At 73.2% G+C, this 24,259-nt stretch carries 24 protein-coding genes and 1 riboswitch; of the genes, 10 read left to right on the forward strand and 14 right to left on the reverse strand.

Annotated features, from left to right (window positions below; genetic code table 11):
• Positions 1-102 precede the first annotated feature (102 nt).
• Genes Q0444_RS07900 through Q0444_RS07910 form a run of 3 tightly spaced genes read left to right on the forward strand, consistent with a single transcriptional unit; the run spans position 103 to position 3,106 of the window.
• Positions 103-1,203 (forward strand): glycosyltransferase, encoded by a 1,101-nt coding sequence (locus tag Q0444_RS07900; protein WP_299022757.1) that lies wholly within the window; start codon positions 103-105, stop codon positions 1,201-1,203.
• Positions 1,200-2,249: a glycosyltransferase gene (locus tag Q0444_RS07905; protein ID WP_299022760.1), complete on the forward strand. Its 1,050-nt coding sequence runs from the start codon at positions 1,200-1,202 to the stop codon at positions 2,247-2,249. The genes Q0444_RS07900 and Q0444_RS07905 overlap by 4 nt, the downstream gene beginning before the upstream one ends.
• Positions 2,246-3,106, forward strand: coding sequence for a glycosyltransferase family 2 protein (locus tag Q0444_RS07910; protein WP_299022765.1), 861 nt, complete (start codon positions 2,246-2,248; stop codon positions 3,104-3,106). Before Q0444_RS07905 ends, Q0444_RS07910 begins: the two co-directional genes overlap by 4 nt.
• A 40-nt stretch (positions 3,107-3,146) precedes the next feature.
• Here the strand turns inward: Q0444_RS07910 and Q0444_RS07915 are convergent, their stop codons facing one another.
• The 14 genes from Q0444_RS07915 to Q0444_RS07980 form a co-directional block, all read right to left on the reverse strand.
• Positions 3,147-3,938, reverse strand: a complete 792-nt coding sequence (locus Q0444_RS07915) for an ABC transporter ATP-binding protein (RefSeq protein WP_291084230.1) — start codon at positions 3,936-3,938, stop codon at positions 3,147-3,149.
• A gap of 2 nt (positions 3,939-3,940) precedes the next feature.
• On the reverse strand, positions 3,941-4,849 hold the full coding sequence (locus Q0444_RS07920; RefSeq protein WP_291084227.1) for an ABC transporter permease: 909 nt from the start codon (positions 4,847-4,849) through the stop codon (positions 3,941-3,943).
• Positions 4,846-5,823, reverse strand: a complete 978-nt coding sequence (locus Q0444_RS07925; RefSeq protein ID WP_291084224.1) for an ABC transporter substrate-binding protein — start codon at positions 5,821-5,823, stop codon at positions 4,846-4,848. The genes Q0444_RS07920 and Q0444_RS07925 overlap by 4 nt, the downstream gene beginning before the upstream one ends.
• Positions 5,824-5,928: 105 nt before the next feature.
• Positions 5,929-6,732 carry a siderophore-interacting protein gene (locus Q0444_RS07930; protein WP_291084221.1) on the reverse strand — a complete coding sequence of 268 codons (804 nt, stop codon included), beginning with the start codon at positions 6,730-6,732 and terminating at the stop codon, positions 5,929-5,931.
• 84 nt (positions 6,733-6,816) lie between these two features.
• The gene (locus Q0444_RS07935) at positions 6,817-7,095 is read right to left on the reverse strand and encodes a metal-sensing transcriptional repressor (RefSeq protein WP_291084218.1); all 279 of its coding nucleotides are present in this window, start codon (positions 7,093-7,095) and stop codon (positions 6,817-6,819) included.
• Positions 7,092-8,051, reverse strand: coding sequence for a sulfite exporter TauE/SafE family protein (locus Q0444_RS07940; RefSeq protein WP_291084215.1), 960 nt, complete (start codon positions 8,049-8,051; stop codon positions 7,092-7,094). Before Q0444_RS07940 ends, Q0444_RS07935 begins: the two co-directional genes overlap by 4 nt.
• An 82-nt stretch (positions 8,052-8,133) precedes the next feature.
• On the reverse strand, positions 8,134-9,528 hold the full coding sequence (locus Q0444_RS07945) for a rhodanese-like domain-containing protein (RefSeq protein ID WP_291084212.1): 1,395 nt from the start codon (positions 9,526-9,528) through the stop codon (positions 8,134-8,136).
• A 154-nt stretch (positions 9,529-9,682) separates the two neighbouring features.
• Positions 9,683-10,219 carry a hypothetical protein gene (locus tag Q0444_RS07950; RefSeq protein ID WP_291084209.1) on the reverse strand — a complete coding sequence of 179 codons (537 nt, stop codon included), beginning with the start codon at positions 10,217-10,219 and terminating at the stop codon, positions 9,683-9,685.
• Positions 10,220-10,223: 4 nt separating this feature from the next.
• Positions 10,224-10,595 carry a hypothetical protein gene (locus Q0444_RS07955; RefSeq protein ID WP_291084206.1) on the reverse strand — a complete coding sequence of 124 codons (372 nt, stop codon included), beginning with the start codon at positions 10,593-10,595 and terminating at the stop codon, positions 10,224-10,226.
• A 92-nt stretch (positions 10,596-10,687) separates the two neighbouring features.
• Entirely contained in the window at positions 10,688-11,503 is an 816-nt protein-coding gene (locus Q0444_RS07960; RefSeq protein WP_291084203.1) for an MBL fold metallo-hydrolase, read from the reverse strand.
• The gene (locus Q0444_RS07965; protein ID WP_291084201.1) at positions 11,503-12,291 is read right to left on the reverse strand and encodes an ABC transporter ATP-binding protein; all 789 of its coding nucleotides are present in this window, start codon (positions 12,289-12,291) and stop codon (positions 11,503-11,505) included. Before Q0444_RS07965 ends, Q0444_RS07960 begins: the two co-directional genes overlap by 1 nt.
• Entirely contained in the window at positions 12,288-13,316 is a 1,029-nt protein-coding gene (locus tag Q0444_RS07970; RefSeq protein ID WP_299022779.1) for an iron ABC transporter permease, read from the reverse strand. The genes Q0444_RS07965 and Q0444_RS07970 overlap by 4 nt, the downstream gene beginning before the upstream one ends.
• Complete coding sequence (locus tag Q0444_RS07975) at positions 13,313-14,206, reverse strand: ABC transporter substrate-binding protein (protein WP_291084197.1); 894 nt, start codon at positions 14,204-14,206, stop codon at positions 13,313-13,315. The genes Q0444_RS07970 and Q0444_RS07975 overlap by 4 nt, the downstream gene beginning before the upstream one ends.
• A gap of 113 nt (positions 14,207-14,319) precedes the next feature.
• Positions 14,320-14,379: riboswitch (cobalamin riboswitch) on the reverse strand.
• Positions 14,380-14,488: 109 nt separating this feature from the next.
• A complete protein-coding gene (locus Q0444_RS07980; RefSeq protein ID WP_291084194.1) occupies positions 14,489-16,006 on the reverse strand; it encodes a carotenoid oxygenase family protein in 1,518 nt (505 codons plus the stop codon).
• Positions 16,007-16,122: 116 nt separating this feature from the next.
• Here Q0444_RS07980 and Q0444_RS07985 point away from each other — a divergent pair, with 116 nt between their 5' ends.
• The 7 genes from Q0444_RS07985 to Q0444_RS08015 all read left to right on the forward strand — a co-directional run bounded on the left by Q0444_RS07985 (position 16,123) and on the right by Q0444_RS08015 (position 24,094).
• Positions 16,123-17,349, forward strand: a complete 1,227-nt coding sequence (locus Q0444_RS07985; RefSeq protein ID WP_291084191.1) for an acetyl-CoA acetyltransferase — start codon at positions 16,123-16,125, stop codon at positions 17,347-17,349.
• 101 nt (positions 17,350-17,450) lie between these two features.
• Complete coding sequence (locus tag Q0444_RS07990) at positions 17,451-18,389, forward strand: DUF5996 family protein (protein WP_291084187.1); 939 nt, start codon at positions 17,451-17,453, stop codon at positions 18,387-18,389.
• Positions 18,386-19,315 (forward strand): helix-turn-helix domain-containing protein, encoded by a 930-nt coding sequence (locus tag Q0444_RS07995; protein ID WP_291084185.1) that lies wholly within the window; start codon positions 18,386-18,388, stop codon positions 19,313-19,315. The genes Q0444_RS07990 and Q0444_RS07995 overlap by 4 nt, the downstream gene beginning before the upstream one ends.
• Positions 19,316-19,370: 55 nt before the next feature.
• Positions 19,371-20,816, forward strand: coding sequence for an AmmeMemoRadiSam system protein B (gene amrB / locus Q0444_RS08000; protein ID WP_291084182.1), 1,446 nt, complete (start codon positions 19,371-19,373; stop codon positions 20,814-20,816).
• A complete protein-coding gene (gene amrS / locus Q0444_RS08005; RefSeq protein WP_299022787.1) occupies positions 20,813-21,907 on the forward strand; it encodes an AmmeMemoRadiSam system radical SAM enzyme in 1,095 nt (364 codons plus the stop codon). The genes amrB and amrS overlap by 4 nt, the downstream gene beginning before the upstream one ends.
• Before the next feature lie 70 nt (positions 21,908-21,977).
• Positions 21,978-22,394 carry a carboxymuconolactone decarboxylase family protein gene (locus tag Q0444_RS08010; protein WP_299022790.1) on the forward strand — a complete coding sequence of 139 codons (417 nt, stop codon included), beginning with the start codon at positions 21,978-21,980 and terminating at the stop codon, positions 22,392-22,394.
• 65 nt (positions 22,395-22,459) lie between these two features.
• Positions 22,460-24,094, forward strand: a complete 1,635-nt coding sequence (locus tag Q0444_RS08015) for a long-chain fatty acid--CoA ligase (RefSeq protein WP_299022795.1) — start codon at positions 22,460-22,462, stop codon at positions 24,092-24,094.
• The last annotated feature ends 165 nt before the right edge of the window (positions 24,095-24,259 follow it).

Consider the following 24,259-nt stretch of genomic DNA (forward strand, 5'->3'; position numbering starts at 1 on the left):
GCGGGGGTCAGCCCCTCCGGTGGCGGGGGGCCCCTCGGGGGGCCACCATCGAAAGGCTCCGGGACAGCCGGGCAGACCGGACGACCGACACCGAGGGGGACCGTGGACGCCTACCGTGACCAGCCGCTGGACATCGCCGTGATCGCGCCGTCGCGGTTCCCCATCAGCGAGCCGTACGCCGGCGGGCTCGAGGTGGTGGTGGCCAAGGAGGTCCGCGCGCTTCGCGAGCGGGGGCACCGGGTGAGCCTGTTCGCCGCCGCGGGCAGCGACGGTCACGTCCGTAGCGTCGAGTTCACCGTCATGGCCGCGGCGTCCGGGTCGGGGGACATCTCGTACCCGCCGGGCGGAGTCGAGGCCGACGCCGCCGAGTTCCACCTGGTGATGGACCACCTGGCGGTGTCCGGGGTCGACGTGGTCCTCAACCACAGCCTCAGCCACGTGCCGCTGGAGCGGGCGGCCGACCTGGATGCCGTCATGATCACGACGATGCACTGCCCGCGGGTCGACCCGATGCAGGACGCGCTCGACCGGCACGGCGCGGCCGCGGGCCGGGTCATGGCGGTCAGCAGATCGGTGCTGGGGTCGTGGCGGATCCCGCAGGGGGCGGACGTCGTGCTCAACGGGGTCGAGACACGGATCTGGCGGCCCCGGCCACTGCCCGAGAGGCCGCCGCGCGCGGTGTGGTGCGGGCGGATCGTCCCCGAGAAGGCGCCGCACCTGGCGATCGACGCCGCCCTCGCCGCCGGCCTGACCCTCGACCTCGCGGGGCGGATCGGCGACCCGGACTACATGAGCACGGTCGTGGCCCCGCGGTTGCGGGACGCCGGCGACGCGGTGCGGTTCCACGGCGCGCTCGGCCGGGACGCGCTGGTCCCGCTGGTCGCCGGGGCGTCGGTGGCGCTGGTGACCCCCTGTTGGGAGGAGCCGTTCGGGCTGACCGCCGTCGAGGCGCTGGCCTGCGGGACGCCGGTGGTGGCCCTGGCCCGCGGCGGGATCCGGGAGATCCTCAGCGGCCAACCGGGCGTGATCCTGGTGGAGGCGGGGCGGGACCCGGTGCCGGCGCTGGCGGCGGCGATCCCCGCGGCCCTGACCCTCGACCGGGTGGCCACCGCCCGGGCGGCCGCCGCGGCGTTCTCGCACGAGGCCCGCATCGACCGTCTGGAGGGGCACCTGCGGGACCTGCTGGTGGGCGCCGCGTCGTGATCGGGGTCTACGCCCACCACCACGGCAGCGGCCACCTCCTCCGGGCGTTCGCGGTGGCGGCGGCCCTGGACCGCGAGGTCACCATCCTCACCTCCGCCACCGTCGCGGACGGGACCAACCCCGACCCCGAGCGGATCACCATCCTGCCGCTGCCGATGGACCACGACGGACCGGGCGCGGTGTCCGATACGCCCGCCCCGGCCGCCGCACGGACCGCCGAGCCGACCGCCGGCGGTCGGCTGCACTGGGCGCCCCTCGGGCAGCCGGGGCTGCGACGCCGGATGGCGATGCTGGCCGGATGGATCGACCGCCACCAGCCCTCGGTGCTGTGGACCGACGTCTCGGTGGAGGTCACGCTGGCAGCCCGCCTGACCGGCACCCCGGTCGTGACCACCGTCCTGCCGGGCGTCCGCGACGACGCGCCACACGCCCTGGCCCACGGCGTGTGCTCGGCGCTGGTCGCCTGCTGGCCACGGTCGGTCGGGGCCCCGGTGCCCGCCGGGGCGACCGGGCCGCTCGTCCCGGTGGGCGGGGTCTCCCGGTTCGCCGGGCGCGACCCGGAACCGGCCCCGAGGGGGGCCGGGCGCCCCCGCGTCCTGCACCTGCGGGGCAGCGGCGGCGACGGCCGCGACCGGCGGTGGGACGCCGTCCGGGACGAGCTCACCGAGTTGGAGTGGGTCGGGCTCGGCGGGCACGGTGGCCGCTGGGTGGCCGACCCGTGGCAGGAGCTGTGCAGCGCCGACGTGGTGATCAGCGCGGCCGGGCAGGGGTCGGTGGCCGACCTCGCCGCCGCCGACGCCCACGTGGTGGCGGTCCCCGAGGAGCGGCCCTTCGCCGAACAGGACGCCACGGCCGCCCAGCTCGACAGGCTGGGCCTCGGCGCGGTGGTCGATCGCGACGCCCCGGTCGCCGAGGCGGTCCGCGCGGTGCGCCGGACCCTCGAGCGATCACGGTCGACCCCGGGGGATGGCTCTGGCCTGCGACGGGCGTGGGAGGTCGACGGCGCGGCCGAGCGTCTCGCGGCGGTGCTCGGGGGGATCCGATGACGCGGTGGGCCGCGGCGCCGGAGACCGCCGTGGTGACGGTGTGCACCCCGGCTCGCGCGGAGCACCTGCGCTCGCAGCGCCGGGCCCTGGCCGCCCACCTGCCCGCCGCCCGGCACGTGGTGGTGCTGCCCGAGCGGCCCGGCAGCGCGGGCCTGGCCGACGAGCTCGCCGCGGACGGGGCGGTCCCGGTGAGGGTCGCCGCCGGCCCCGACCTGCCGGTGGCGCGCTGCCGCAATGTCGGCGGCGACCGCGCCGTGGACCTGGGCGCCGAGCTGATCATCTTCCTCGACGTGGACTGCATGCCCGGTCCGGGCCTGGCCCGCCGGTACGCCGAGGTGCCCGCCGACGCGGTGGGGCTCGGCCCGGTGACCTACCTGCCGGAAGCGGCCGGGGCGCCCGATCCGGCCGAGCTGGCCGCCCTCACCGACCCGCACCCCGCGCGTCCGTTCCCGACCAGCGGCCTTCGCCGGCTCGAGCCGGACGAGTTCGGGATGTTCTGGTCCCTGTCCTTCGCGCTCCGCGCGCGCCTGTGGAGGCGGATCCGCGCGGACTTCGGCGGGTTCGACGAGGCGTTCACCGGCTACGGCGCGGAGGACACCGACTTCGGTCGTCGCCTGCTCTTCAGGCGGGTCCCGGTGGTCTTGGTGGCGGGCGCGCACGCCTACCACCGCTGGCATCCGGTGTCCGATCCACCGGTGGACCACCTCGGGGACCTGCTGCGCAACGGCGCCCACTATGCGCAGCGCTGGGGCGAGTGGCCGGCCCCCGGCTGGTTCGCCGAGTTCGAGCGGCGCGGCCTGGTCCGCCGCCGCGGCGACGAATGGAAGGCCGCGGACGGCGGCCCGCCGCTCGGGTGATCGGCGGGGCCCAGCCCAGGAAGGCCCGGCCCAGGAAAGCTCAGCCCAGGAAGGCCTTGTCGGACAGGGTGGCGCCCTTGATGTTGGCGAACTCCTTGAGCAGGTCCTGCACGGTGAGCGAGGCCTTCTTCTGGTCGTCCGCCTCGTAGACGATCCGACCCTCGTGCATCATGATCAGCCGGTTGCCCAGGCGGATGGCCTGCTCCATGTTGTGGGTGACCATGAGAGTGGTGAGCCCGCCCTCGTGGACGATCCGCTCGGTGATGGTGGTGACCAGCTCGGCCCGCTGCGGGTCCAGGGCCGCGGTGTGCTCGTCGAGCAGCATGATCCGCGGCTGGGTGAACCCGGCCATGAGCAGAGAGAGCGCCTGCCGCTGACCGCCGGACAGCAACCCGACCTTGGCGGTGAGCCGGTCCTCGAGCCCCAGCTCGAGCATCGCCAGCTGCTCGACGAACGTGCCCCGACGCTTCTTGCTCAGCCCCGGGCCGAGCCCGCGCCGCTTGCCGCGCAGGAACGCCAGCGAGAGGTTCTCCTCGATGGTGAGGTTGGGCGCGGTCCCGGCGAGCGGGTCTTGGAACACGCGGCCCACGTACTTCGCGCGCCGGTAGTCGGGCATGCGGTTGACGTTCCTGCCGTCGATCTCGATGCTGCCGCTGTCGGCGATCAACCGGCCGGATACGGCGTTGAGCAGCGTCGACTTCCCGGCGCCGTTGGAGCCGATCACGGTGACGAAGTCGCCCTCGGCCATCGTCAGGTTGAGCCGGTCCAGGGCCGTGCGCTCGTTGACGGTGCCCGGGAAGAAGGTCTTGGACACATCGGTCACGGTCAGCATCGTCACGCCTCCTTGGCGCTGGTCGCGGCGACACTCGTCGCGGTCGATCTCCGCCCGACACGCCCGCCCACGGCTTTCCACCGGGGCACGAGCAGGGCGATCACCACGAGGAGGGCCGTGATGGCCTTCATGTCGTTGGGGTCCAGGCCCACGCGGAGCGCGGCGAAGATGATGAGGCGGTACAGCACCGCGCCCACGATCACGGCGAACACGGCGAGCAGCAGCCTGCGCTGCCCGAGGATCGCCTGCCCCAGGATCACCGACGCCAGGCCCACCAGGATGAGGCCGATGCCCATCGAGATGTCGGCGAAGCCCTGGTACTGGGCGATGAGCGCCCCGCACATCCCCACGAACCCGTTGGACAGCGCCAGGGTGAGGGTCTTGGTGAAGTCGGTGGAGACGCCGAAGGAGGAGATCATGGGGCCGTTGTCGCCCGTCGCGCGGATGGACAGGCCGAGGTCGGTGGTGAGGAACCACACCACGACGAGGCCCAGGAGGACCACGGCCAGGGCGAGGACGGCGACGCCTCCCCAGGTGCCGAGGATGCCGGCGTCGCGCAGCGGGGTGAAGGCGGTGTCCCGGCGCAGCAGTGGGACGTTCGCGCCGTCCATGATGCGCAGGTTAATGGACCACAGGGCGATCATGGTGAGGATGCCGGCCAGGAGGCCGTCGATCTTGCCCTTGGTGTGCAGGAGCCCGGTGACCGTGCCTGCCAGGAACCCGGTGACGAAACCCGCGAGGGTCGCGAGCACCGGGTTCCAGCCGGCGATGATGGCTACGGCCGCGGTGGCGGCCCCGGTGGTGAAGCTGCCGTCGACGGTGAGGTCGGGGAAGTTGAGCACGCGGAAGGTCAGGTAGACCCCCAGCGCCATGACCCCGTAGATGAGGCCTACCTCGACGGCGCCGATCACTTGCGGTCGGCCTTGGCGAGGATGTCCTGGGGGATGGTGACGCCCTGGCGCTCGGCGGCGGCCTCGTTGACCACGTAGGTGAACTCGGTCGCGGTCTCGACCGGCATGGTGGCCGGGTCCTCGCCGTCACGCAGGATGCGCAGCGCCATCTCGCCGGTCTGGCGGCCCAGCTCCTCGTAGTCGATGCCGAGGGTGGCCACGGCTCCACCCTCGACGGTGCCCTCCTCCGCCGCGATCACCGGGATCTGCTTGTCCTCGGCCACCTGCACCAGCGAGGCGATGCCGGAGACGATCATGTTGTCCGTGGGGACGTAGATGGCGTCGACGTCACCGAGGGCCTCGACGGCCTGCTGGATCTCGTTCACGGTGGTGACGGTCTGGGTCTCGATCTCCAGGCCCAGCGGGCCGGCGGCCTCCTCGGCCTGGTCCACCTGCACCTGGGAGTTGACCTCGCCGGAGGCGTAGACGATCCCGATCCGCTTGGCGTCCGGGACGATCTGCTTGAGCAGCTCGAGCTGCTCGTCGATCGGCGCGGCGTCGGACGTGCCGGTCACGTTGGCGCCGGGCGCCTCCATCGAGTCCACGAGCTCGGCCGAGACCGGGTCGGTGACCGCGGTGAACAACAGCGGGATGGTGGTGATGTTCTGCGCCATGGCCTGGGCGGCCGGGGTGGCCACGGCCAGCGCGAGGTCGAGGTCGTCGGCCGCGAACTGCTGGGCGATGGTCAGGGCGGTGGCCTGCTCGCCGTTGGCGTTCTGCTCGTCGAACTCGACCTCGACACCGGCCTCGTCGAAGGCGGCCTTGAACCCGGCCGTGGCCGAGTCGAGCGCCGGGTGCTGGACCAGCTGGTTGATGCCGATCCGGTAGGGCTCGTCACCGCCGCCGGTCGAGTCGTCGGCGCCGGAGCAGCCTGCGAGGACGAGCGCCGAGGTGGCCACCAGTCCGGTGATGAACGTCGCGCGGGAGAATGCCATGTGCCATGCCTTGTCTACGGTCACGGGTGAACGTGAGGGGCCGGATGCGGTGAACGGTGCTGGCACATGAGGGTACTAGGTCTTTCCGACACGGTGACCCGTGACTCACCTGCCGGGCGGTGGATCCGGTTCCGAGTCCGCGAGTTCGCGTTTCCAGGTGCGGAAACCCTCCTCGGTGCGGCCACGGCGCCAGTACCCGGAGATGGAGGCGCGGTCGGACGGCACCCCGCGCTCGCGCCGGAGGTACGGCCGCAGGTGCTTCATCACGGTCTCCGCCTCGCCGTGGACGAACACCTGCACGTCCCCGCCCGGCCACGGCATCCCCCGCACCGCCGCGACCAGCGGGGCGTCGCCGTCGACCAGTCCGGCGCCGGCGTCCGTGGTGGGCGTGCCCCGGCGTACCCACGTGACGGGCACCCCCACCGGGGCGGTCAGCTCCAGCTCGTCGTCGTCGACTCCCACCTCGAGGAACGCCGCGCCGACGGCGTCGGCCGGCAGCGACTCCAGCGCGACGGCGATCGCGGGCACGGCCGTCTCGTCCCCGGCGAGCAGGTGGAAGTCGGCCCCCGGGTCGGGCCGGTAGCCCCCTCCCGGTCCGCGGACGGTGACCTCGGTCCCCGGTGCGACCGAGCGCGCCCACGGGCCCGCCACGCCCTCGTCGCCGTGGACGACGAAGTCGATCCACAGCTCCTGGGCCGCCGGATCGACCCGGCGCACGGTGTAGGTCCGCACCACCGGGCCGTCCTCGGACGGCAGCTCGAGCTTGACGTAGCTGTCGGTCTCCTCGCGGGGGAGGAAGGAGTCGAACCCGGCGCCGCCGAGGACCACGCGCTCGAGGTGCGCGCCCACGGTCTCGGTCCGGAGGACGGTGAGGGTGACCGGTGCGGGTCGGGTGCGATCTGGGGGCATGGCGCCGTCCTCGGTGCGGGGGTGGACTCAACTGACTTAGGCAAGCCTAACAGTCAGGGGCCCCACCGGCCGGGGGGCCGCGGGTCAGGCGAGCGAGAGCAGCAGCTTCTCGAGCTCCGCGGCGGTGAGGCCGGACCCGTCCCCCGCCGCGTCGTCCCCGGTTACGGCGCACTGGCTCATGGCGTTCGAGACGAGCGCGAAGCCGACGCCGTTGAGGTCGCGGGAGACCGCGACGAGCAGGTCGACCGTGGCGCGACAGGAGTCCCGGCCCTCGACCGCCGCGATCACGGCGTCGAGTCGCTCGCGCGCACTCTCCAGTCGGGCGGTGACCTCGGTCCCGGTCCGGGGCGGGGTGGCGCTCACCGTCGTGACCCGGTCCGGGCGGGCTCCAGCGAGGGGTCGCCGGGGGCCCCGAGGTCGGGGCCGGAGGACGTGTCGTCCGTGGCGTCGGCGGGGCGTCGATCGGACGTGCGGAGCGGGCACCGGTCCCCGGCGACGAGCAGGCAGCCCACCGCCGCGAGGACGACCACCCCGACCGCCCCGAGGATGATCGGCCCGGCGGGGAAGGGCAGTTCCTGGGAGAGGACGAAGGCGCCCATGAGCAGGACGAAGTAGCCGAAGCCCTTGCGCAGCGCCTGCTCCGGCACCACGGAGGTGAGCCGGACGCCGATGAAGGAGCCGGCGATCGCGGCGGCGGTGACGGCGGCGACCAGCGGCCAGTCCAGGCTCACCGAGGTGAGGTATCCGGCCAGCCCGGCGAAGGACTTCATGCTTATCACGAGCAGCGAGGTGCCCACCGCGGCGGTCATCGGCAACCCGGCCAGGAGCACGAGGGCCGGGACCACGAGGAAACCGCCGCCGGCCCCCACCAGGCCGGTCGCGGCTCCCACGACCAGGCCGTCGAGCAGGATCCGCCACAGGGGATGGTCATGCGACCCGGCCCCACCGCCGTCGTTCTTGCGGCCGCGGATCATCGCGCCCGCGGTGGCGATCATCATCGCGGCGAACGCGATCATGAGGATCGCGCCCGGGATGTGTCCGCCGGCGAGGCCGCCGAGGAACGCGCCGAGCATTCCGGCCGCCCCGAAGATCAGCCCCGTCCGCCACTGGACCCGACCCTTCCGGGCGTGCCCGACGAGGCTGGCGAGCGAGGTGGCGCCGACGACGAACAGGGAGGTCGCGATCGCCTCCTTGGGGTCGAGGCCGCCCACGTAGGTGAGCAGCGGGACGACGAGGATGGAACCGCCCCCGCCGAGCAGGCCCAGGGACAGGCCGACCAGGACGGACAGTGCCACGACGATGATCATGGTGATCTCCATGGCATGCGCCTTTCTCCGGCGGGGGCGCCGGCGTTACTTCGGGGAGACGGTCCGGGGTGGGTGGGTCTGGGGGTGAGCCCGGTCAGACCGTCGCGAGGTTGCGCTCGGACCACGCGGCGTAGCTGCCCTCGAGCTCCACGACCCGGTAGCCGGCGCGACGCAGGGCGCTGGCCGCGACCGAGTTGCGGACGCCGCTCTGGCAGTACGTCACGATCGGGCCGTCGGTCGGGAGGCGGTCGAGGTTCCAGAGGACCCGGCCGCCACTGAGCTGCTCGGAGCCCGGGATGTGGCCGTCGGCGTGCTCGGTCTTGTTCCGCACGTCCAGGACCATGGAGGCCTCGAACGACCCGAGCTCGTCGGGGCCGATCATCTCGGGGGTCGTCATGGGCAACCCGTCGAGGCTCGTGGTGTAGCCGGTGACCGTGTCGATGCCCACCCGGAGCAGGTGGTCGCGGAACTGATCGGCGACCTCGGAGTCCTCGGCGAGGACCACCAGGGGTGTGGTCTCGCGCTCGGGGTCGTAGACCCAGGCGCCGAAGGACGCGGCCTTGGCGACGCCGGGCACGTTGAGCGACCCGGCGACGGTGCCGGCGTGGACCTCGTCCTGGCCGCGGGTGTCGACGACGACGACCCGGTCGGCCTCGAGCGCGGCGGCGAGCTCGGCCGACTCGTACCGGTGCAGCGGGGCCAGCGGTCCGAGGACGGCCGGGCCCTCCTTGTTCTGGCGCTTCATCCGTCCGAAGTACGCGTGGGCGTCCGGCTGGCCGTCGAGCAGCTCGTCGACGAAGCCCTGCTCGTCGTCGCGCTCGAGGTAGCCGGCCCACCAGGCGAAGCGACGCTCGTAGCCGACGCTGGTGGACGGGAGGGCGCCCAGGGCCTTGCCGCAGGCGCTGCCGGAACCGTGGCCGGGGAAGACCTGGACGTGGTCCGGCAGGGTGAGGAAGGACTTCTTCAGGCTCTGGAAGATCTGCTTGGCACCGCCGAAGCGGGTGTCGACCCCGCCCGCGGCCTCGTCGAGCAGGTCCGGTCGGCCGAGGTCGCCGGAGAAGACGAAGTCGCCGGTGAGCATGTACCCGGGGGCATCGGCGAACGCCCCGTCGGTGATCAGGAAGGACAGGTGCTCGGGGGTGTGGCCCGGGGTGTGCACGGCCTCGACGGTGATGTTCCCCAGCGCGAGCCGGTCACCGTGATGCAGGCGCTCGGCCTCGAAGCCGTACTGCCAGTCCGCGCCGCCCTCGCCGGAGACGTAGATGCGCGCGCCCGTGGCCTCGGCCAGTTCGCGGGTGCCCGACAGGTAGTCGGCGTGGATGTGGGTCTCGGTCACGGCGGTGATGGTCATGCCGTGCTTCGCCGCGAGGTCGAGGTACTGGCGGACGTCGCGGCGGGCGTCGACGACCACGGCCTCGCCCTTGGCCTGACAGCCGATGAAGTATCCGGCCTGGGCCAGGTCCTCGTCGTAGATGCGTTCGAGAAGCATGGGGCTCTCCTTGTGGATCGGGGTTCCCGGCGGTGGGTATGCCACGAGAATACATACCCCTGGGGGTATCCACAAGATGCCCCAGGGGGTATCTACGATCGGCGACGAACGGCCCTGCGAACCCCCGAACCCCCGCGCCCCCGGGTCGCGCGGCTCAGCGCCCCGTCTCGTCGGCGACCATCCGGTGAACCGACCGGCGCAGCTCGGAGTTCAGCCGGTCCAGGTCGACGGTCTGCCGGGTGAGGTCGGCGACCGTGACGGGCCGGTCGATGACCGATCGGGCGTGCTCGGTCTCCGCCCGCAGGAGGAGGTCCTGGAACGCGACGTCGTGGACCGCCCGGCGTTCGAGACGGTCGAAGGACTCCTGCAGCGGCGTCCCGATCGCCCGGGTGACGGACAGGTACCGCCACGCGGCGAGGGAGGAGGCGAGGGCCTCCTGCGCGGCGGAGTGCGAGCCCGCGGCGATCCGCTGGGCGCGGGTCCCGGAGGCCTGCAGCGGCTCGGTGCCCTGGGTGAGGCGGGCGCGTCGACGCAGATCGGCCACCGCGGAGGAGAGCAGCCACCCGGCCGCCCCGAGGCCGGCCACCACCGCGGCCACACCGACCAGGAACACGATGAGGCTGATGATCATCGAGACCACGATGAGCAGGCCCACCGCGCCGACGCAGCCGACGCCTCCCCTGGACCCCACGGGGTCAGCCCGCCATTCCGGAGATCATCGCGACCGCGACGCCGATCGCGACGGCGGCGGCGAGGACCGCGCCGATGATCCTGGCGACCGCCGACCAGAGGAGCCGCCGCCGTTCCTCCTCGGCGCGAGCCGGGGTCAGCGGTTGCGCGGCCGACCCGGCGGCGACCAAGTCGACGGCCCGGTCCTCGGCCCACCTCGGGGCAGCGGCGGTCGCCGGATCCGTGCCCAGCGGCAGGAGGCAGACCCGCGTGCGGTCGGCGTCGCGGACCCGGGTGAGCGCCTCGAAATGGGCCAGCGCGACGCCGGCGTCCGCCTGTGCGCGCGCCGCCTCGGCCCGGGCCCTCTCGGCCGCCGACGGGACGTTCGGTGTGGTCACGGCGTGCGCCTCCTGTCCTCGATCGGTCCCCGATCGAGCTCACCCGCAGGGTAGGGCGGGGGTCCGACATCCCCCTCGCGAGCGGGCGCGGGTCAGGGCGACGTCGGACCGGAGGCGACGACCTCGCCGTCGAGTCCCGCCCGGGCGCCGTGCTCGGCCAGGCGCGCCGCCAGCCTGTCGAGAGGGGGGTTGTGGTGGCCCAGGTGCACGGCCACCACGTCGGTGTGGTGGTCGACCGCCCCGGCCAGCCGGAGCGACGCGAGCATGCGGCCGAACCGGGCCAGCCCGAGGTGCGCCTGCGAGACGTCCTCGCGGTCGCCGAGGGTCTCCTCGAGGAAGACGGCGTCGAACCCGGCGCCGCGGACGGCGTCGAACCAGTCGTCGGGCCACGGCCCGGTGTCGGTCGCCCAGAGGATGCGCGCGCCGTCGGGGCCGGTCACGTCGTAGAGCACCGCGTCCCCGTCACTGAACACCCGGTGCCACGCGGGCAGGACGCGCACGTCGTAGGCGCCGACCGCGATGCGGTCCCCGGCGGTGACGGGGGTGAAGCGCACGGGGTCCCCGGGGCCGACCCAGGGTCGGCACAGGTCGAGGGCGTCGGCCGGGCCGACCACCTCGAGCCGGCCGACCCCGGGGACCCAGGAGCGGGAGAGCAGCGCCTGGGGGCCCAGGTGGTCGGAGTGGGCGTGCGTGATGAGCAGATGTCCGACCCCCGCCAGCGTCCGCCCGAGACGCGACGCGGCCCCCGGCGCCTCCGGTCCGCAGTCGATCAGCAGCTCGTCGTCGACCAGCGCGGAGGTCTGGCCCCGCAGCACGCCGCACCGGCGTGCGTCCTCGCACGACGCGCACCGGCAGAACGGGTTGGGCCACCCGTCGGCGGCGCCGGTCCCCAGGAGGACGACCTCCATCAGGTCCCCGCCCCCGGCTCCCGCAGCGGCAGGACCGCTGGGCCGTCGCGGCGACCCAGGACCTCGACGCGGGCCCCGTACACCCGGGCCACGCGCTCGACGGTGAGCACCTCCCCGGGCGTCCCGTCGGCGATCAGCCTCCCGCGGTCGAGCAGCACCAGCCGCTCGCCGTAGTGCGCGGCCGAGGTGAGGTCGTGCATGGCGGCCACCACGGTGAGCCCGGTCTCCCGGCGCATCGAGTCGACCAGGTCCAGCACCTGCTGCTGGTGCCCGATGTCGAGGGCGCTCGTCGGCTCGTCCAGGAGCAACACCCGCGGCTCCTGCGCCAGCGAGCGACCGAGCACGACACGCTGGAGCTCGCCGCCGGACAGGGTGGTGGCGGTGCGGGAGGCGAGATCGCGCAGGCCGAGTCGGTCGATCACGTGCTCGACCACCTCGTCGTCGCGGGGTGACTCCGTGCCGAACCGGGGGATGTGCGGGGTGCGGCCCAGGCGGATCAGCTCCCGCGCGGTCACGCCCTCGGGGACGATCGGGCGCTGCGGCATCATCGCCACGGTCCGGGCGATCTTCCGCCGGCCCGCCCGGCGGGGGGACAACCCACCGATCTCGACGTGGCCGGCGGAGGGGATGAGGCCCGCGAGGGCGTGGAGCAGGGTGGTCTTGCCCGAGCCGTTGGGGCCGACGAGCGAGATCCAGGCCCCGGTGGGGACGGTGAGGTCGATCCCGTGGAGGACCGGGGACCGGTCGCGGGAGACGCGGAGGCCGCGGCAGGACAGGGCGACCGTCATATGTGGCCCCGGCTCCGGCGGAGGACGAACAGGAAGAACGGGGCGCCGATCGCGGCGGTGACGACGCCGATGGGCAGCTCGGCCGGGCTCATGGCGGTCCGGGCGACGATGTCCGCGAGGATGAGGAACGTGGCGCCCACCAGCAGCGACAGCGGCAGGAGCAGCCGGTGGCCGGGGCCGATCACCAGCCGGACGGCGTGGGGGATCACGATGCCGACGAACCCGATCAGGCCGCTCACGGAGACGACCGCGGCGGTGCCGAGCGTGGCCGCGCTGATGAGGACCAGCCGCACCCGGGCCGGCGCGACGCCCAGGGTGGAGGCCTCGAGGTCGCCGACGGCCATCACGTCGAGGGTCCGGCGGAACAGCGCGATCACCCCGACCGACACCACGACGTACGGGAGCACGGTCCACACCTCCGACCAGCCGCTGGTCGTGAGCCGGCCGAGCATCCACGAGTACACCTGACGCAGGGTCTCGTCGTGACGTTGCATGAAGAAGGTCTGGATCGCGCTGGCGAACGCGGCGACGGCGACGCCGGCGAGGATGATGACGACCTCCGCGCGTCCGCCGCCGACGCTCTGACCGAGCGCGTAGGTGGCCATCACCGCGATCATGCCGCCGGCGAAGGCCGCGGGCGGCACGAGGCCGGAGCCCATGGCCCCGCCCGCGACGATCGCCAGCGTCGCGCCCAGCCCGGCGCCGCTGGACACGCCCAGGAGGTACGGATCGGCGAGCGGGTTGCGGAACACGCCCTGGTAGGTGGCGCCGGCGAGCGCCAGCATCGCGCCGACGATCCCGCCGAGCACCACCCGCGGGATCCGGATCTCCCACAGGATCACCTGCTGGCGGGGCGTGAGCCCCGAGTCGACGGCCACCACCGGCAGCTGGTCGAGCAGGTCCAGCAGGACGCCGCGCGGGGTGAGGCCGGCCGGGCCGACCAGGGTGCCCGCGAGCAGCGCCGCGAGGAAGAGCAGCGTCGCCCCGCCCAACACCAGGGCGGGGCGGGGCGACGGGCGGGTCACGACGCGGGCTGGCCGGACGGGATCCGGTTGACGATCCCGGCCACCTCGCGCATGAAGTCCACCACGCGGGGGCCCCATCGGCTGGCGACGTCCTCGTCGACCACCACGACGCGGTCCTCCCGGACCGCGGTGAGCTCGCCCCAGCCGGGCCGCTCGGCCACAAGCTCCGGGGTGATCCCGCAGCACTGACCGTCGGCGAGCAGGACCAGGTCCGGGTCGGCCTCGAGGATGAGCTCCTCCGACAGTTGCGGGTAGCCGTTGCCCCCGGTGGCGATGGAGGTCATCCCCAGCAGGGAGTAGATCTCGCCGATGTAGGTGTCGTCGGTGACGGTGTAGAGGGTGTCGTCGAGCTCGTGGAAGTAGGTCAGCGGGGTCTGTCGCGCCGGGACCGAGGCGACGATCTGATCGATCTCCACCCGCATCCGCGACACCAGTTCGGCGGCCTCGCCGACGTGTCCGGTGGCGGCGCCGACCTGCTCGAGCTGGGTGTAGGTGTCGTCGAGGGTGGCGGCGGCGGGCAGGAGCAGCACCTCCACCCCGGAGCGTTCGAGCCCGGCCACGATGTCGCCGGTGTCGTCCGTGGCCACCACCAGGTCGGGCTGGTAGCCCAGGATCGCCTCGAGGTTCGGGGTGTACCCCGACAGCTCGGTGCGCGGAGCGCCGGCCGGGAAGTCGGAACGGTCGTCGACGGCGACCACCTGCTCGCCCGCGCCGACCGCGTACAGCATCTCGGTGGTGGTGGGGCTGAGCGAGATGATCGCCCGGGGCTCGCCGGGCGGGGGACCGTCGGCGGCCGGGGTGGAGTCGTCGGGACCGGTGCACGCCGCGGCGACCAGCGCGACGGCCGTCAGGGCCGCGACGACCAGCGAGCGGGCTCGTGGGTGGTGCACAACATCCTCCGGGGCTCGGAGGACGAGGGCGGCTCGGGCCGCGACGCGGACGCCGCTGCACGCAACCGCCCTTCGTCCGAGGTCAGTTCGTACGGCACCGCGGCACCGGCCGACCTGGCTCGCCCGCGCGAGGCGGGATCACAGTTGCGGGACAGCGTCGGATTCGCACCGACTTCCGCCGCGTACCACGGACGTCCCGCGCGGGCGCAGGACCAGTCGAGCGTAGCCGACCCCGGGGCCCGCGGCAGAACCGTCCGCCACCGCGCCCCGACCGTCGGGCCCCTACAGCCCCACCGCCTGCGCGGCCGTGTCCGCGGTGTCCCAGCGGCGCAGCTCGGCGCCCGCGACCCACGTGGAGTGCGTGCCGCTGGAGATGCGTTCGGGCAGGCGGAGGGTGCAGACCGGGCCGTCGGCGACCCGGGAGGCGTCAAAGACCAGGGCGAAGGACGCGTCCTCGTTCATGTCGGTGGTGAGCGTCACCAGGTAGCCGTCGTCCTCTCCGGTGCTGCCGACGCGCGGGGCCATGGAGGTCTCGCTGCCGTACACGCCCTCGCCCAGGGCGTAGTGCTCCTCGGCGCCGGTCTTGACGTCGTGCCGGACCAGGCCGTTGAACAGGAAGCGGCCCGGGACGCCGGTGGCGGCGTAGACGTAGCGGTGCTCGCGGCCGCCCAGTGCGCCGTTGATCATCCCGAACTCGGTGATCGTGTCCGTGAGGCGCTCCTCGCGGGTCTGGCCGGTGCGCAGGTTGAAGCGCCAGCGGTGCAGACGGGTCTGGAGGTTGTCCAGGGCCAGGTAGCGGAAGATGCGGTTCATCATGTCGCCGCTGCCGTCGTCCTGCGGCTCGGGGCAGCCCTGGTGGAAGCCCTCGAGGACGATCTCCTCGCCCTCCTCGTAGGCGTTGGTGAAGTGCAGGACATAGGTGGGATCGGCCTCGAACCACCGGATCTCGGCCGTGGTGCCGCGGCGCGGGATGACGGCGAAGCGGGCGGGGAGCTCCCTGTGGAATCGGGGGACGTGCAGGTCGTGCGTGAGCAGTTCCGCGTCCCAGAACATGGGCAGGTCGTTGAGGATCGAGTAGTTCTCCGTGAACGCCATGTCGTGCGGCAGGCGCGGGCCGGGCAGGGGGATCTCGGCGCGGTGGACCACGCTGCCGGTCTCGTCCACCACGCCGTAGTTCATGTACGGCGTCTGCTTGCCGTAGTTGAAGAACAGCAGCTCGCCGGTGTTCTCGTCGACCTTGGGGTGGGCCGAGACGCCCCAGTCGCGCGGGAATCCGCCGTTCCAGTCCTCCTTGCCGAGGGTGCGCCCGCTGTACGGGTCCAGGCTGTAGAGGTCGCCGCACATCCAGAAGCTGGTCAGGGCCCGGCCGCGGTGGACCGTGACGTCGGTGCTCGAGGCGTCCTTCATCCGGCCGCGGGCGCCCCAGCCGTCCTCGCGCAGCGCCCAGTCCGGCATCTCGGTCATGCCGGCCCACAGCGAGCGGCCGGCCTCCTGCTCGTCGAGCAGCCCCTCGGTGCGGATGAAGCGGTTGCGGTAGAAGGCCTTGCCGTCGCGGAAGCCCACCACGTGGATCATCCCGTCGCCGTCGAACGGGTGGTAGTGCTTGATCGCCGGGTGCAGGGGGTTCTCGGTGTTGCGCAGGTAGATGCCGTCGAGGTCGGCGGGGATCTCGCCCGAGACCACCTCGAGGTCGTCGGCCTCCCACTCGGTGTCCTGCGGCCGCCACGGGCCGGAGCGGTAGGGGTGGTCGTCGTCCTCGGGGAGGGTCGACAGCAGTTTCCCGACGAGCTCGACGTCCATACCTGGTTCTCCTTCTGGGGGCGAACGATCTACGCTACAACTAGAAGAGTGACTAGGTGGGGCGGTGCTGTCAAGCCCCGCGACGACACCTCGACCAACTGGAAGGTGGGCCCGCGATGAGCGACCCCGTGTGGATCGTCGGCGGATACCAGTCGGACTTCGCCCGCAACATCGCCCGGGCGGGCCTGGAGGTCTCCGATCTGGTGGGCGAGGTCGCGCAGCGGACCCTCGAGTCCGCCGGCGTCGAGCCCGGCGAGGTGGGCGTGATCCACCTGGCCAACGCCTTCGGGCAGGTCTACACCGGTCAGGGGCATCTCGGGGCCATGCCCGCCACCATGCTGCCCGACCTGTGGGGCGTGCCGGCCACCCGCCACGAGGGGGCGTGCGCGTCCGGGTCGTTGGCCGTGCTGGCCGCGATGGCGGACCTGGAGGCGGGTCGCTACGACTGCGCGCTCGTGCTGGGCGTGGAGATCGAGAAGAACGTCCCCGGCGACCTCGGCTCCCGCTACATGGAGGGCGCGGCCTGGCTCGGCCACGAGGGCACCGACACGGCGTACATGTGGCCGCACATGTTCAGTCGGATCGCGGACGAGTACGAGCGCCGCCACGGACTCGATCCGCGGCACCTGTGGGCCATCGCCGAGCTCAACACCCGCAACGCCAAGGCCAACCCCAATGCACAGACCCGCGCGTGGGCGCACCCGGCGGAGGCGTTCACCGACGACGCCGCGGCCAACCCCGTCGTCGAGGGCCGGCTGCACAAGGCGGACTGCGGGCCCCTCACGGACGGCGGCGCCGGGGTCGTCCTGGTCTCCGATCGATTCCTGCGCGCGCGGGGCGGGCCGGGGTCGGTGCGGTCCTCGCGGATCCTCGGCTGGGGGCACCGCACCGTCGGGTTGCCGCTGGACGAGAAGCTGCGCCGGAGCGAGGGCTCACCGCTGATGTTCCCGCACGTCGCGCAGGCCATCGGGGACGCGTTCGCCCGCGCGGGTGTCCCGGGCGTCGACGGCGTGGACCTGGTGGAGACCCACGACTGCTTCACCTCCTCCGAGTACATGGCCATCGACCACCTCGGCATCACCCCGCCCGGCGAGAGCTGGCGGGCGATCGAGTCGGGAGAGCTCGAGATCGGCGGCCGCATCCCCGTCAACCCGAGCGGCGGGCTGCTCGGCGGCGGGCATCCCGTGGGCGCGACCGGAGTGCGCATGCTGGTGGACTGCCACAAGCAGGTGACCGGCACCGCCGAGGGCTACCAGGTGGCAGACGCGCGCCGGGCCGCGATGCTCAACATCGGCGGCAGCACCACCACCACGGTCAGCCTGGTGGTGGGGCGGGACGACTAGAGGCCCGGACCGACCGAGGCTCCGGTGCCGGTCGGGCGGTACTGGCCGCGGGTCCGTGCGGGTATAACGAGGGGACGAGGTCTCCGACCGAGGAGCGCGACATGACCACCACCCCCTGGCCCCGACTCCGCACGGATGACTGGGCGGCCACCCGGGACACATTGCACCTGTGGACCCAGATCGTCGGCAAGGTGCGGATGGCGCAGTCGCCGCTGGTCAACCACTGGTGGCACGCCACGCTGTACGTGACCGCGCGGGGGCTGACCACCGGGTCGATCCCGTCGCGGGCGGGAATCGTGGACGTGGAGCTGGACCTGGTCTCCCACCGGTTGTCCGCCCGCTCGTCCGAAGGTACCCACGGCGGCTTCGCCCTGGAGGGGCAGTCCGTGGCACGGTTCTACGCGCAGACCCTCGAGGTGCTGGCCGACCTCGGGGTGGACCGCCCGGCGTTCCAGCCCGCCCCCAACGAGGTCGACCCCGCCGTCCCCTTCGCCCGGGACACCGCGGGCCGCGAGTACGACCCCGACGCGGCCCACCGGTTCTGGCAGCAGCTCGTCCGCGCCGACCGCGTCCTGGGCGAGTTCCGGGCGCGCTTCGCGGGCAAGGTCTCGCCGGTGCATTTCTTCTGGGGGTCGATGGACCTGGCGTGCACCCGCTTCTCGGGCCGCCCGGCGCCCGCGCATCCGGGCGGGGCCCCCAACTGCGCCGACTGGGTGATGGTCGAGGCGTATGACCGGGAACTGAGCAGCTGCGGGTTCTGGCCCGGCGGCGGTGACGAGGGCGCGTTCTACTCCTACGCCTACCCCACCCCGCCAGGCTTCGCCGAGCGGGAGGTGAGCGTGGGCGGGTACCGGGCCGACCTCGGCGAGTTCGTGCTGCCGTACGAGGTCGCGGCCGGGTCCGCGGATCCGGAGGCCACCGTGCTCGGTTTCCTCCAGGAGACCTATGAGGCCGCGGCGGAGCCGGCGGGGTGGGACCGCGGGCTGCTCGAGGCGGATCCGGGTCGGCTCGACGCGCACCGCTACCGGCGAGGCCGGTGACAGCCCGGACCGGGAGCACGGCGCTCGGGCCGGGCGGCCCCAACGCCATCGCCGTAACCCTCGGCCTGCTCGGCGACGAGTGGAACCTGTGGATCCTGCGCCACGCGGTGGACGGCTGCCGCCGCTACGGGGACTGGATGGGGCGCGGCCCCATCTCCAACACCGTCCTCACCGGCAGGCTGGGCAGGCTCACCGAGGCCGGGTTGTTCGACCGGGTCCGCTACTCCGACCGGCCAGCCCGCCACGAGTACGTCCTCACCCGCCGCGGTCGCGACCTCTGGCCGATCCTGCTGGCAATGTGGGCGTGGGAGAAGGACCGCGACCCCACGGCCGCGCTGCCCGAGATGCGCCACGGCCGGTGCGGGGAGCTGTTCTCCCCGGTCACCGCGTGCGCCGACTGCGACCGACCAGTCACCCGCGCCGCCGTCACGGCGGCCCTCGGCCCCAGCGGCGACTGGACCCGGAGCGTCCCCGCCTCCGTGGGTCGTCGCAGGTCCACCGGCGCGCGGCGGCCGTCGCCGTACCTCGACCGCACCATGGAGCTGCTCGGCGACCGGTGGTCGGCCGCCCTGCTCGGGGCGCTGATGATGGGCGGGAGCAGGTTCACCGAGCTCGCCGACCGGACCGGTGCGCCGCCGGCCGTCCTCGCCGACCGACTGCGCCGCTTCGAGGACGCCGGCGTGGTCACCGCCGTCGAGAACCCGGAGCGGCAGGACCGGGTGGGGTACGTCCTCACCGCCCGGGCGGAGGCGTTCTTCCCCGTCATCACGCTGATGATCGCGTGGGGCCAGCGCTGGTTCCGGGCGCCGGAGGGGCCGGCGATCTCCCTCACCCACGCCTGCGGCGCGCCGCTCCGGCCGCGACTCCGGTGCGACCGCTGCGGTGAGGAGTTGCGGGCGTCGGAGGTGACCGTGGAGGACGGGTGACCGCTGTCGCCCGCCCCGGAATAGGCCTACCGTGGACGGCGGAGGTCGATGCACCATGACCGTCGCCGTTCGCCCGCCCGCCGTCGCCGGGTCGTTCTACCCGGGGGCCGCCGATGCGCTGCGCCGCGAGGTCGAGCGGCTGCTGGCGGACCCCGCACCCGCCGGCGCCACCACCGGAGTCAGCACCGCCGGAGCCGCCACCACCGGCGACGGCCCACCCCCGCCCGACCCGCGGATCCCGCCCCGGGCGCTCGTCCTGCCCCACGCCGGGTACGAGTTCTCCGGCCCGGTCGCGGCCGCGGGGTACCGGCTCGTGGCCGACGCGGTCCGCTCCGGTGCCGTCCGCCGGATCGTCGTGGTCGGGCCGGCGCACCGGGTGGCGGTGGACGGCGTCGCCGACGCCGGCGTGGGGGCCTTCGCCACCCCGCTCGGTGAGGTGGAGGTTCCCGCCGACCTGCTCGCCACGCTGCGCCGCCGCCTGGCGGACACGCACCCGGGGTTGCTCGTCACCTCGCCCGCCGTCCACGCCCGCGAGCACTCCGTGGAGGTCCACCTGCCGTTTCTCCGGGTGGTGGCCCCGGGGGTCCCCGTCCTGCCGCTGGTCGCCGGCCACGTCGAGCCGGAGGGCATGGCGGCGCTCGTCGCGGCGATCCTCGCCGAGGACGGCGTCCTCCTCATCGTCAGCTCCGACCTCTCCCATTTCCTCTCCGAGTCCGAGGCCCGGCGCGTCGACGCCGACACCCTGTCCCGCGTGACCGGCGCGGGGTCGCTCCTGCCTCCCCGCCGCGCCTGCGGGGCGGTGCCGTGGAACGGCCTGATGCTCGACGCCGCCGCCCGCGGGCTGCGCGCGACCGTGCTCGCCCACTCCACCAGCGCACGGTCCCCGCGCGGGGACCCCGCCCGGGTGGTCGGCTACCCGGCCGTCCGCTACGACCCGATCGGACCGACGCTGCCCGCCTACGCCCGGGCCGTGCTCGCGCACCACCTCGGGGCGGGCCGGGACCCGGGGCTCTCCCCCGGCTGGCCCGCCCTGCTCGGACACCCCTGGCTGCGGCGCGACGGCGCATCCTTCGTCACGCTCACCACGGCGGGGCGGCTCCGCGGCTGCGTCGGGACCATCGAGCCCTACCGGGGGCTCGGGGCGGACGTCGCCGGCAACGCCCTCGCGGCCGCCACCCGCGATCACCGCTTCGAGCCCGTCACGCCGGGCGAGCTGCCCGACCTCCACGTGGAGGTCTCGGTGCTCTCGGCGACGGAACCGGTGGCGGCCGACGGGCTGGAGGCGGCCACGCGGGCGCTGCGCCCGGGGGTCGACGGCGTGGTGCTCTCCGGCCGCGGGCGGAGCGGGGTGTTCCTGCCGCAGATGTGGGATCCGCTGCCCGAGGCCACCGACTTCATGGCGGCGCTCCGGCGCAAGGCCGGGCTCGACCACCTGGACTGGGACGACAGCTGGAGTCTGCGACGCTTCGTCGTCGACAAGTGGGGGGAGGACCGGACATGACATCGCCACGCGCCGCCACACGCCCGTACGTGGGTCGATGGTGGGACACGATCGACGACGGCCGGGTGCAGTGCAACCTGTGCCCGCGGCACTGCCGGATGAACGAGGGGCAGCGGGGGTTCTGCTTCGTCCGCATGAACACCGGCGGGCAGCTGATCCTCGACACCTACGGACGCAGCTCCGGGTTCTGCGTGGACCCCATCGAGAAGAAGCCGCTCAACCACTTCCTCCCCGGCACCTCCGTGTTGAGCTTCGGCACCGCCGGCTGCAACCTGGGCTGCAAGTTCTGCCAGAACTGGGACATCTCCAAATCGCGCGAGACCGACACCCTCGCCGACGCGGCGAGTCCGGGGGCGATCGCCGACACGGCCGTCGGGGCGGGGGCGACGTCGGTGGCGTTCACGTACAACGACCCGGTGATCTTCGCCGAATACGCGATCGACGTGGCCGCGGCGTGTCACGAGCGGGGGGTCCGGACCGTCGCCGTGACGGCGGGGTACATCGAGGCCGAGCCGCGGCCGGAGTTCTTCGCCGCCATGGACGCCGTCAACGTCGACCTCAAGGGCTTCACCGAGGAGTTCTACCGCACCGTCACGGGGGCGGAGCTCGAGGTGGTCAAGGACACCCTGCGCCACCTCGCCACCACCGACACCTGGCTGGAGATCACCACGCTGCTCATCCCGGGCAGGAACGACTCGGACGCCGAGATCGCCGCGATGTGCGAGTGGGTCGTGTCCGAGCTGGGGCCGGACGTGCCCCATCATTTCTCGGCCTTCCACCCGGACCACCGCATGCGCGACGTCGAGCGCACCCCCGAGCTCACGTTGCGGCGGGCCCTGCAGCACGCGCGCGACGCCGGGGAACGCTACGCCTATACCGGCAACATCCACGACAAGGACGGCGACACCACCTACTGCGCCGGCTGCCAGAGCCCGCTCATCGTGCGCGACTGGTACCGGATGGTCGACTTCCACGTCACCCCCGACGGCACCTGCCCGATCTGCGGTGCCGCCGTGCCGGGCGTCTTCGACCCGGCCGGGCCCGGCGACTTCGGCCCCCGGCGCATCCCGCTGCGCATCGCGCCCCGGTAGGGTCCGGGCCCCGGCGACGCGGCAGGATGGGCCGGGAACCAGGCGCACCACGGGAGGAAAGGACCACCAGATGACGACGACGAGCGGTTCGGGCGAGGGGCCTTCGGCCGGGGACCTCCGCGAGGGGGGTTTCGCCACCCGGCGCGAGGTGATGAGCGATGCCTTTGTCGACAGGGCCATGGGCCGGGCGGCCGGGACGGCGTCGGAGGCCATCCAGTACGTGGTCACCGAGAACGTCTGGGGCAACATCTGGAACCGGCCGGGCCTGGGACGGCGGGACCGCAGCCTGCTCAACATCGGGATGCTCGTGGCGCTGCGGGCCGAGGCCGAACTCGCAGGTCACGTCCGGGGCGGGCTGACCAACGGGCTCACGCGCGAGGAGATCACCGAGGCCGTCATCCACGCCTCGGGCTACTGCGGGGCGCCCGCCGCGCTGTCGGCCATGAAGACCGTCCAGGAGGTCTTCGACGCCCTCGACGGGGAGTAAGGTCGACGGCAGGTGTGACCCCCGTCGCCCCTCGGAGAAACCCCCTGAGATTGGAGCCCCCTCGCATGCGCAGCACCATGCAGCCGGAACAGCTGAACGTCAGCACGATCGTGAAGTTCGGCGCGACGGTCCACAAGGACGCCGTCGTCACCACGTGGACCGATCAGGGCCCGCGCAAGATCTCGTTCGGAGACATCGGCAAGCGTGCCGCGCAGCTGGCCCACGCGCTCCGCGGCCTGGGGATCGACGCCGATCAGCGCGTCGCCACCTTCCAGTGGAACAACTCCGAGCACATGGAGGCGTACCTGGCGATCCCGTCGATGGGCGCGGTGCTCCACCCGCTCAACATCCGGCTGTTCCCGGAGCAGCTCGAGTTCATCGCCAACCACGCCGAGGACAAGGTCGTGATCGTCGACCCGAGCCTGATCCCGCTGCTCCAGCCGCTGCTGCCCCGGTTCTCGACGGTCGAGCACGTGATCGTCACCGGCGGCGGCGCCGGAGGCCTCGAGGCCCCCGAGGGCGTGCAGGTGCACGACTACGAGGCGCTGCTCGCCGCGCAGCCGACCGAGTTCGACTGGCCGGAGGTGGACGAGGACTCCGGCGCCGCGATGTGTTACACCTCGGGCACCACCGGTGACCCCAAGGGCGTCGTCTACTCGCACCGCTCGATCTACCTGCACTCGATGCAGGTGTGCATGTCCGACGGCATGGACATCTCGCTCGACGACAACGTGCTGGCGATCGTCCCCATGTTCCACGCGATGTCGTGGGGCCTGCCGTACGCGGCGTTCATGGTGGGCGCCTCGCTGCTCATGCCGGAGCGCTTCCTGCAGCCCGAGCCGCTCGCCGCGATGATCGCCTCCGAGCGGCCGACCCTGGCCGCCGCCGTGCCGACCATCTGGATGGCGGTGGACGCCTACAGCGTCGACCATCCCATCGACATGTCGAGCTTCCGTGCCGTGGTCGTGGGCGGCAGTTCCTGCCCGCCGGCGCTGATCCGCAAGTTCAAGGAGAACTACGGGATCAGCATCATCCACGCGTGGGGCATGACGGAGACCTCGCCCATCGGCACGCTGTCGCGGCCGAAGGCGGACCTGCCCGAGGAGAAGCAGTTCGAGCTGCGCAAGACGCAGGGGCGGTTCCTCGCGGGGGTCAAGGCCCGGATCGTCGACGACTCGGGGGCGGAACTGCCCTGGGACGGCGAGTCCGTGGGCGAGCTCCAGGTCCGCGGCCCGTGGATCACCGGTAGCTACTACAAGGTCGAGAACTCGGATCAGTTCGACGACGGCTGGCTGCGGACCGGCGACGTCGGCTTCGTCCGGCCGGAGGGCTTCCTGCAGCTCACCGACCGCGCCAAGGACATCATCAAGTCCGGCGGCGAGTGGATCTCCTCCGTCGAGGTGGAGAACCATCTCCTCGAGCACCCGGCCGTGGCCGAGGCGGCCGTGATCGGCATCCCCGATCCCAAGTGGGACGAGCGCCCGCTGGCCACGATCGTGGTCAAGGAGGGGATCCCCGATCCGAGCGTCGACGAGCTGCGCGCGCACCTGGAGACCCGGATGGCCAAGTGGCAGGTGCCCGAGCGCTTCGCCTTCGTCGACGAGATCCCCAAGACCTCCGTGGGCAAGCTCGACAAGAAGCGCATCCGCATCTCGCACTCCGAGGGGCAGCTCGACGTGGTCAACGCCCTGGAGGGCTAGTCCGGTCGGCGGCCGGCCCGGCAGTCACTGGTCGACAGGCCGTGGCGGCCAGCGCAGGGCCCGGGATCGTGGATTCGTCCGCCCCGGGCCCTGCTGCTTCGCCGCGCCGGCCGCAGTCGCCGCCACCGCAGTCGCCGCCACCGCAGTCGCCGCCACCGCAGTCGC

Origin of the sequence: uncultured Dietzia sp., from assembly GCF_937873725.1 — a bacterium.
Taxonomy (GTDB): Bacteria; Actinomycetota; Actinomycetes; order Mycobacteriales; family Mycobacteriaceae; genus Dietzia.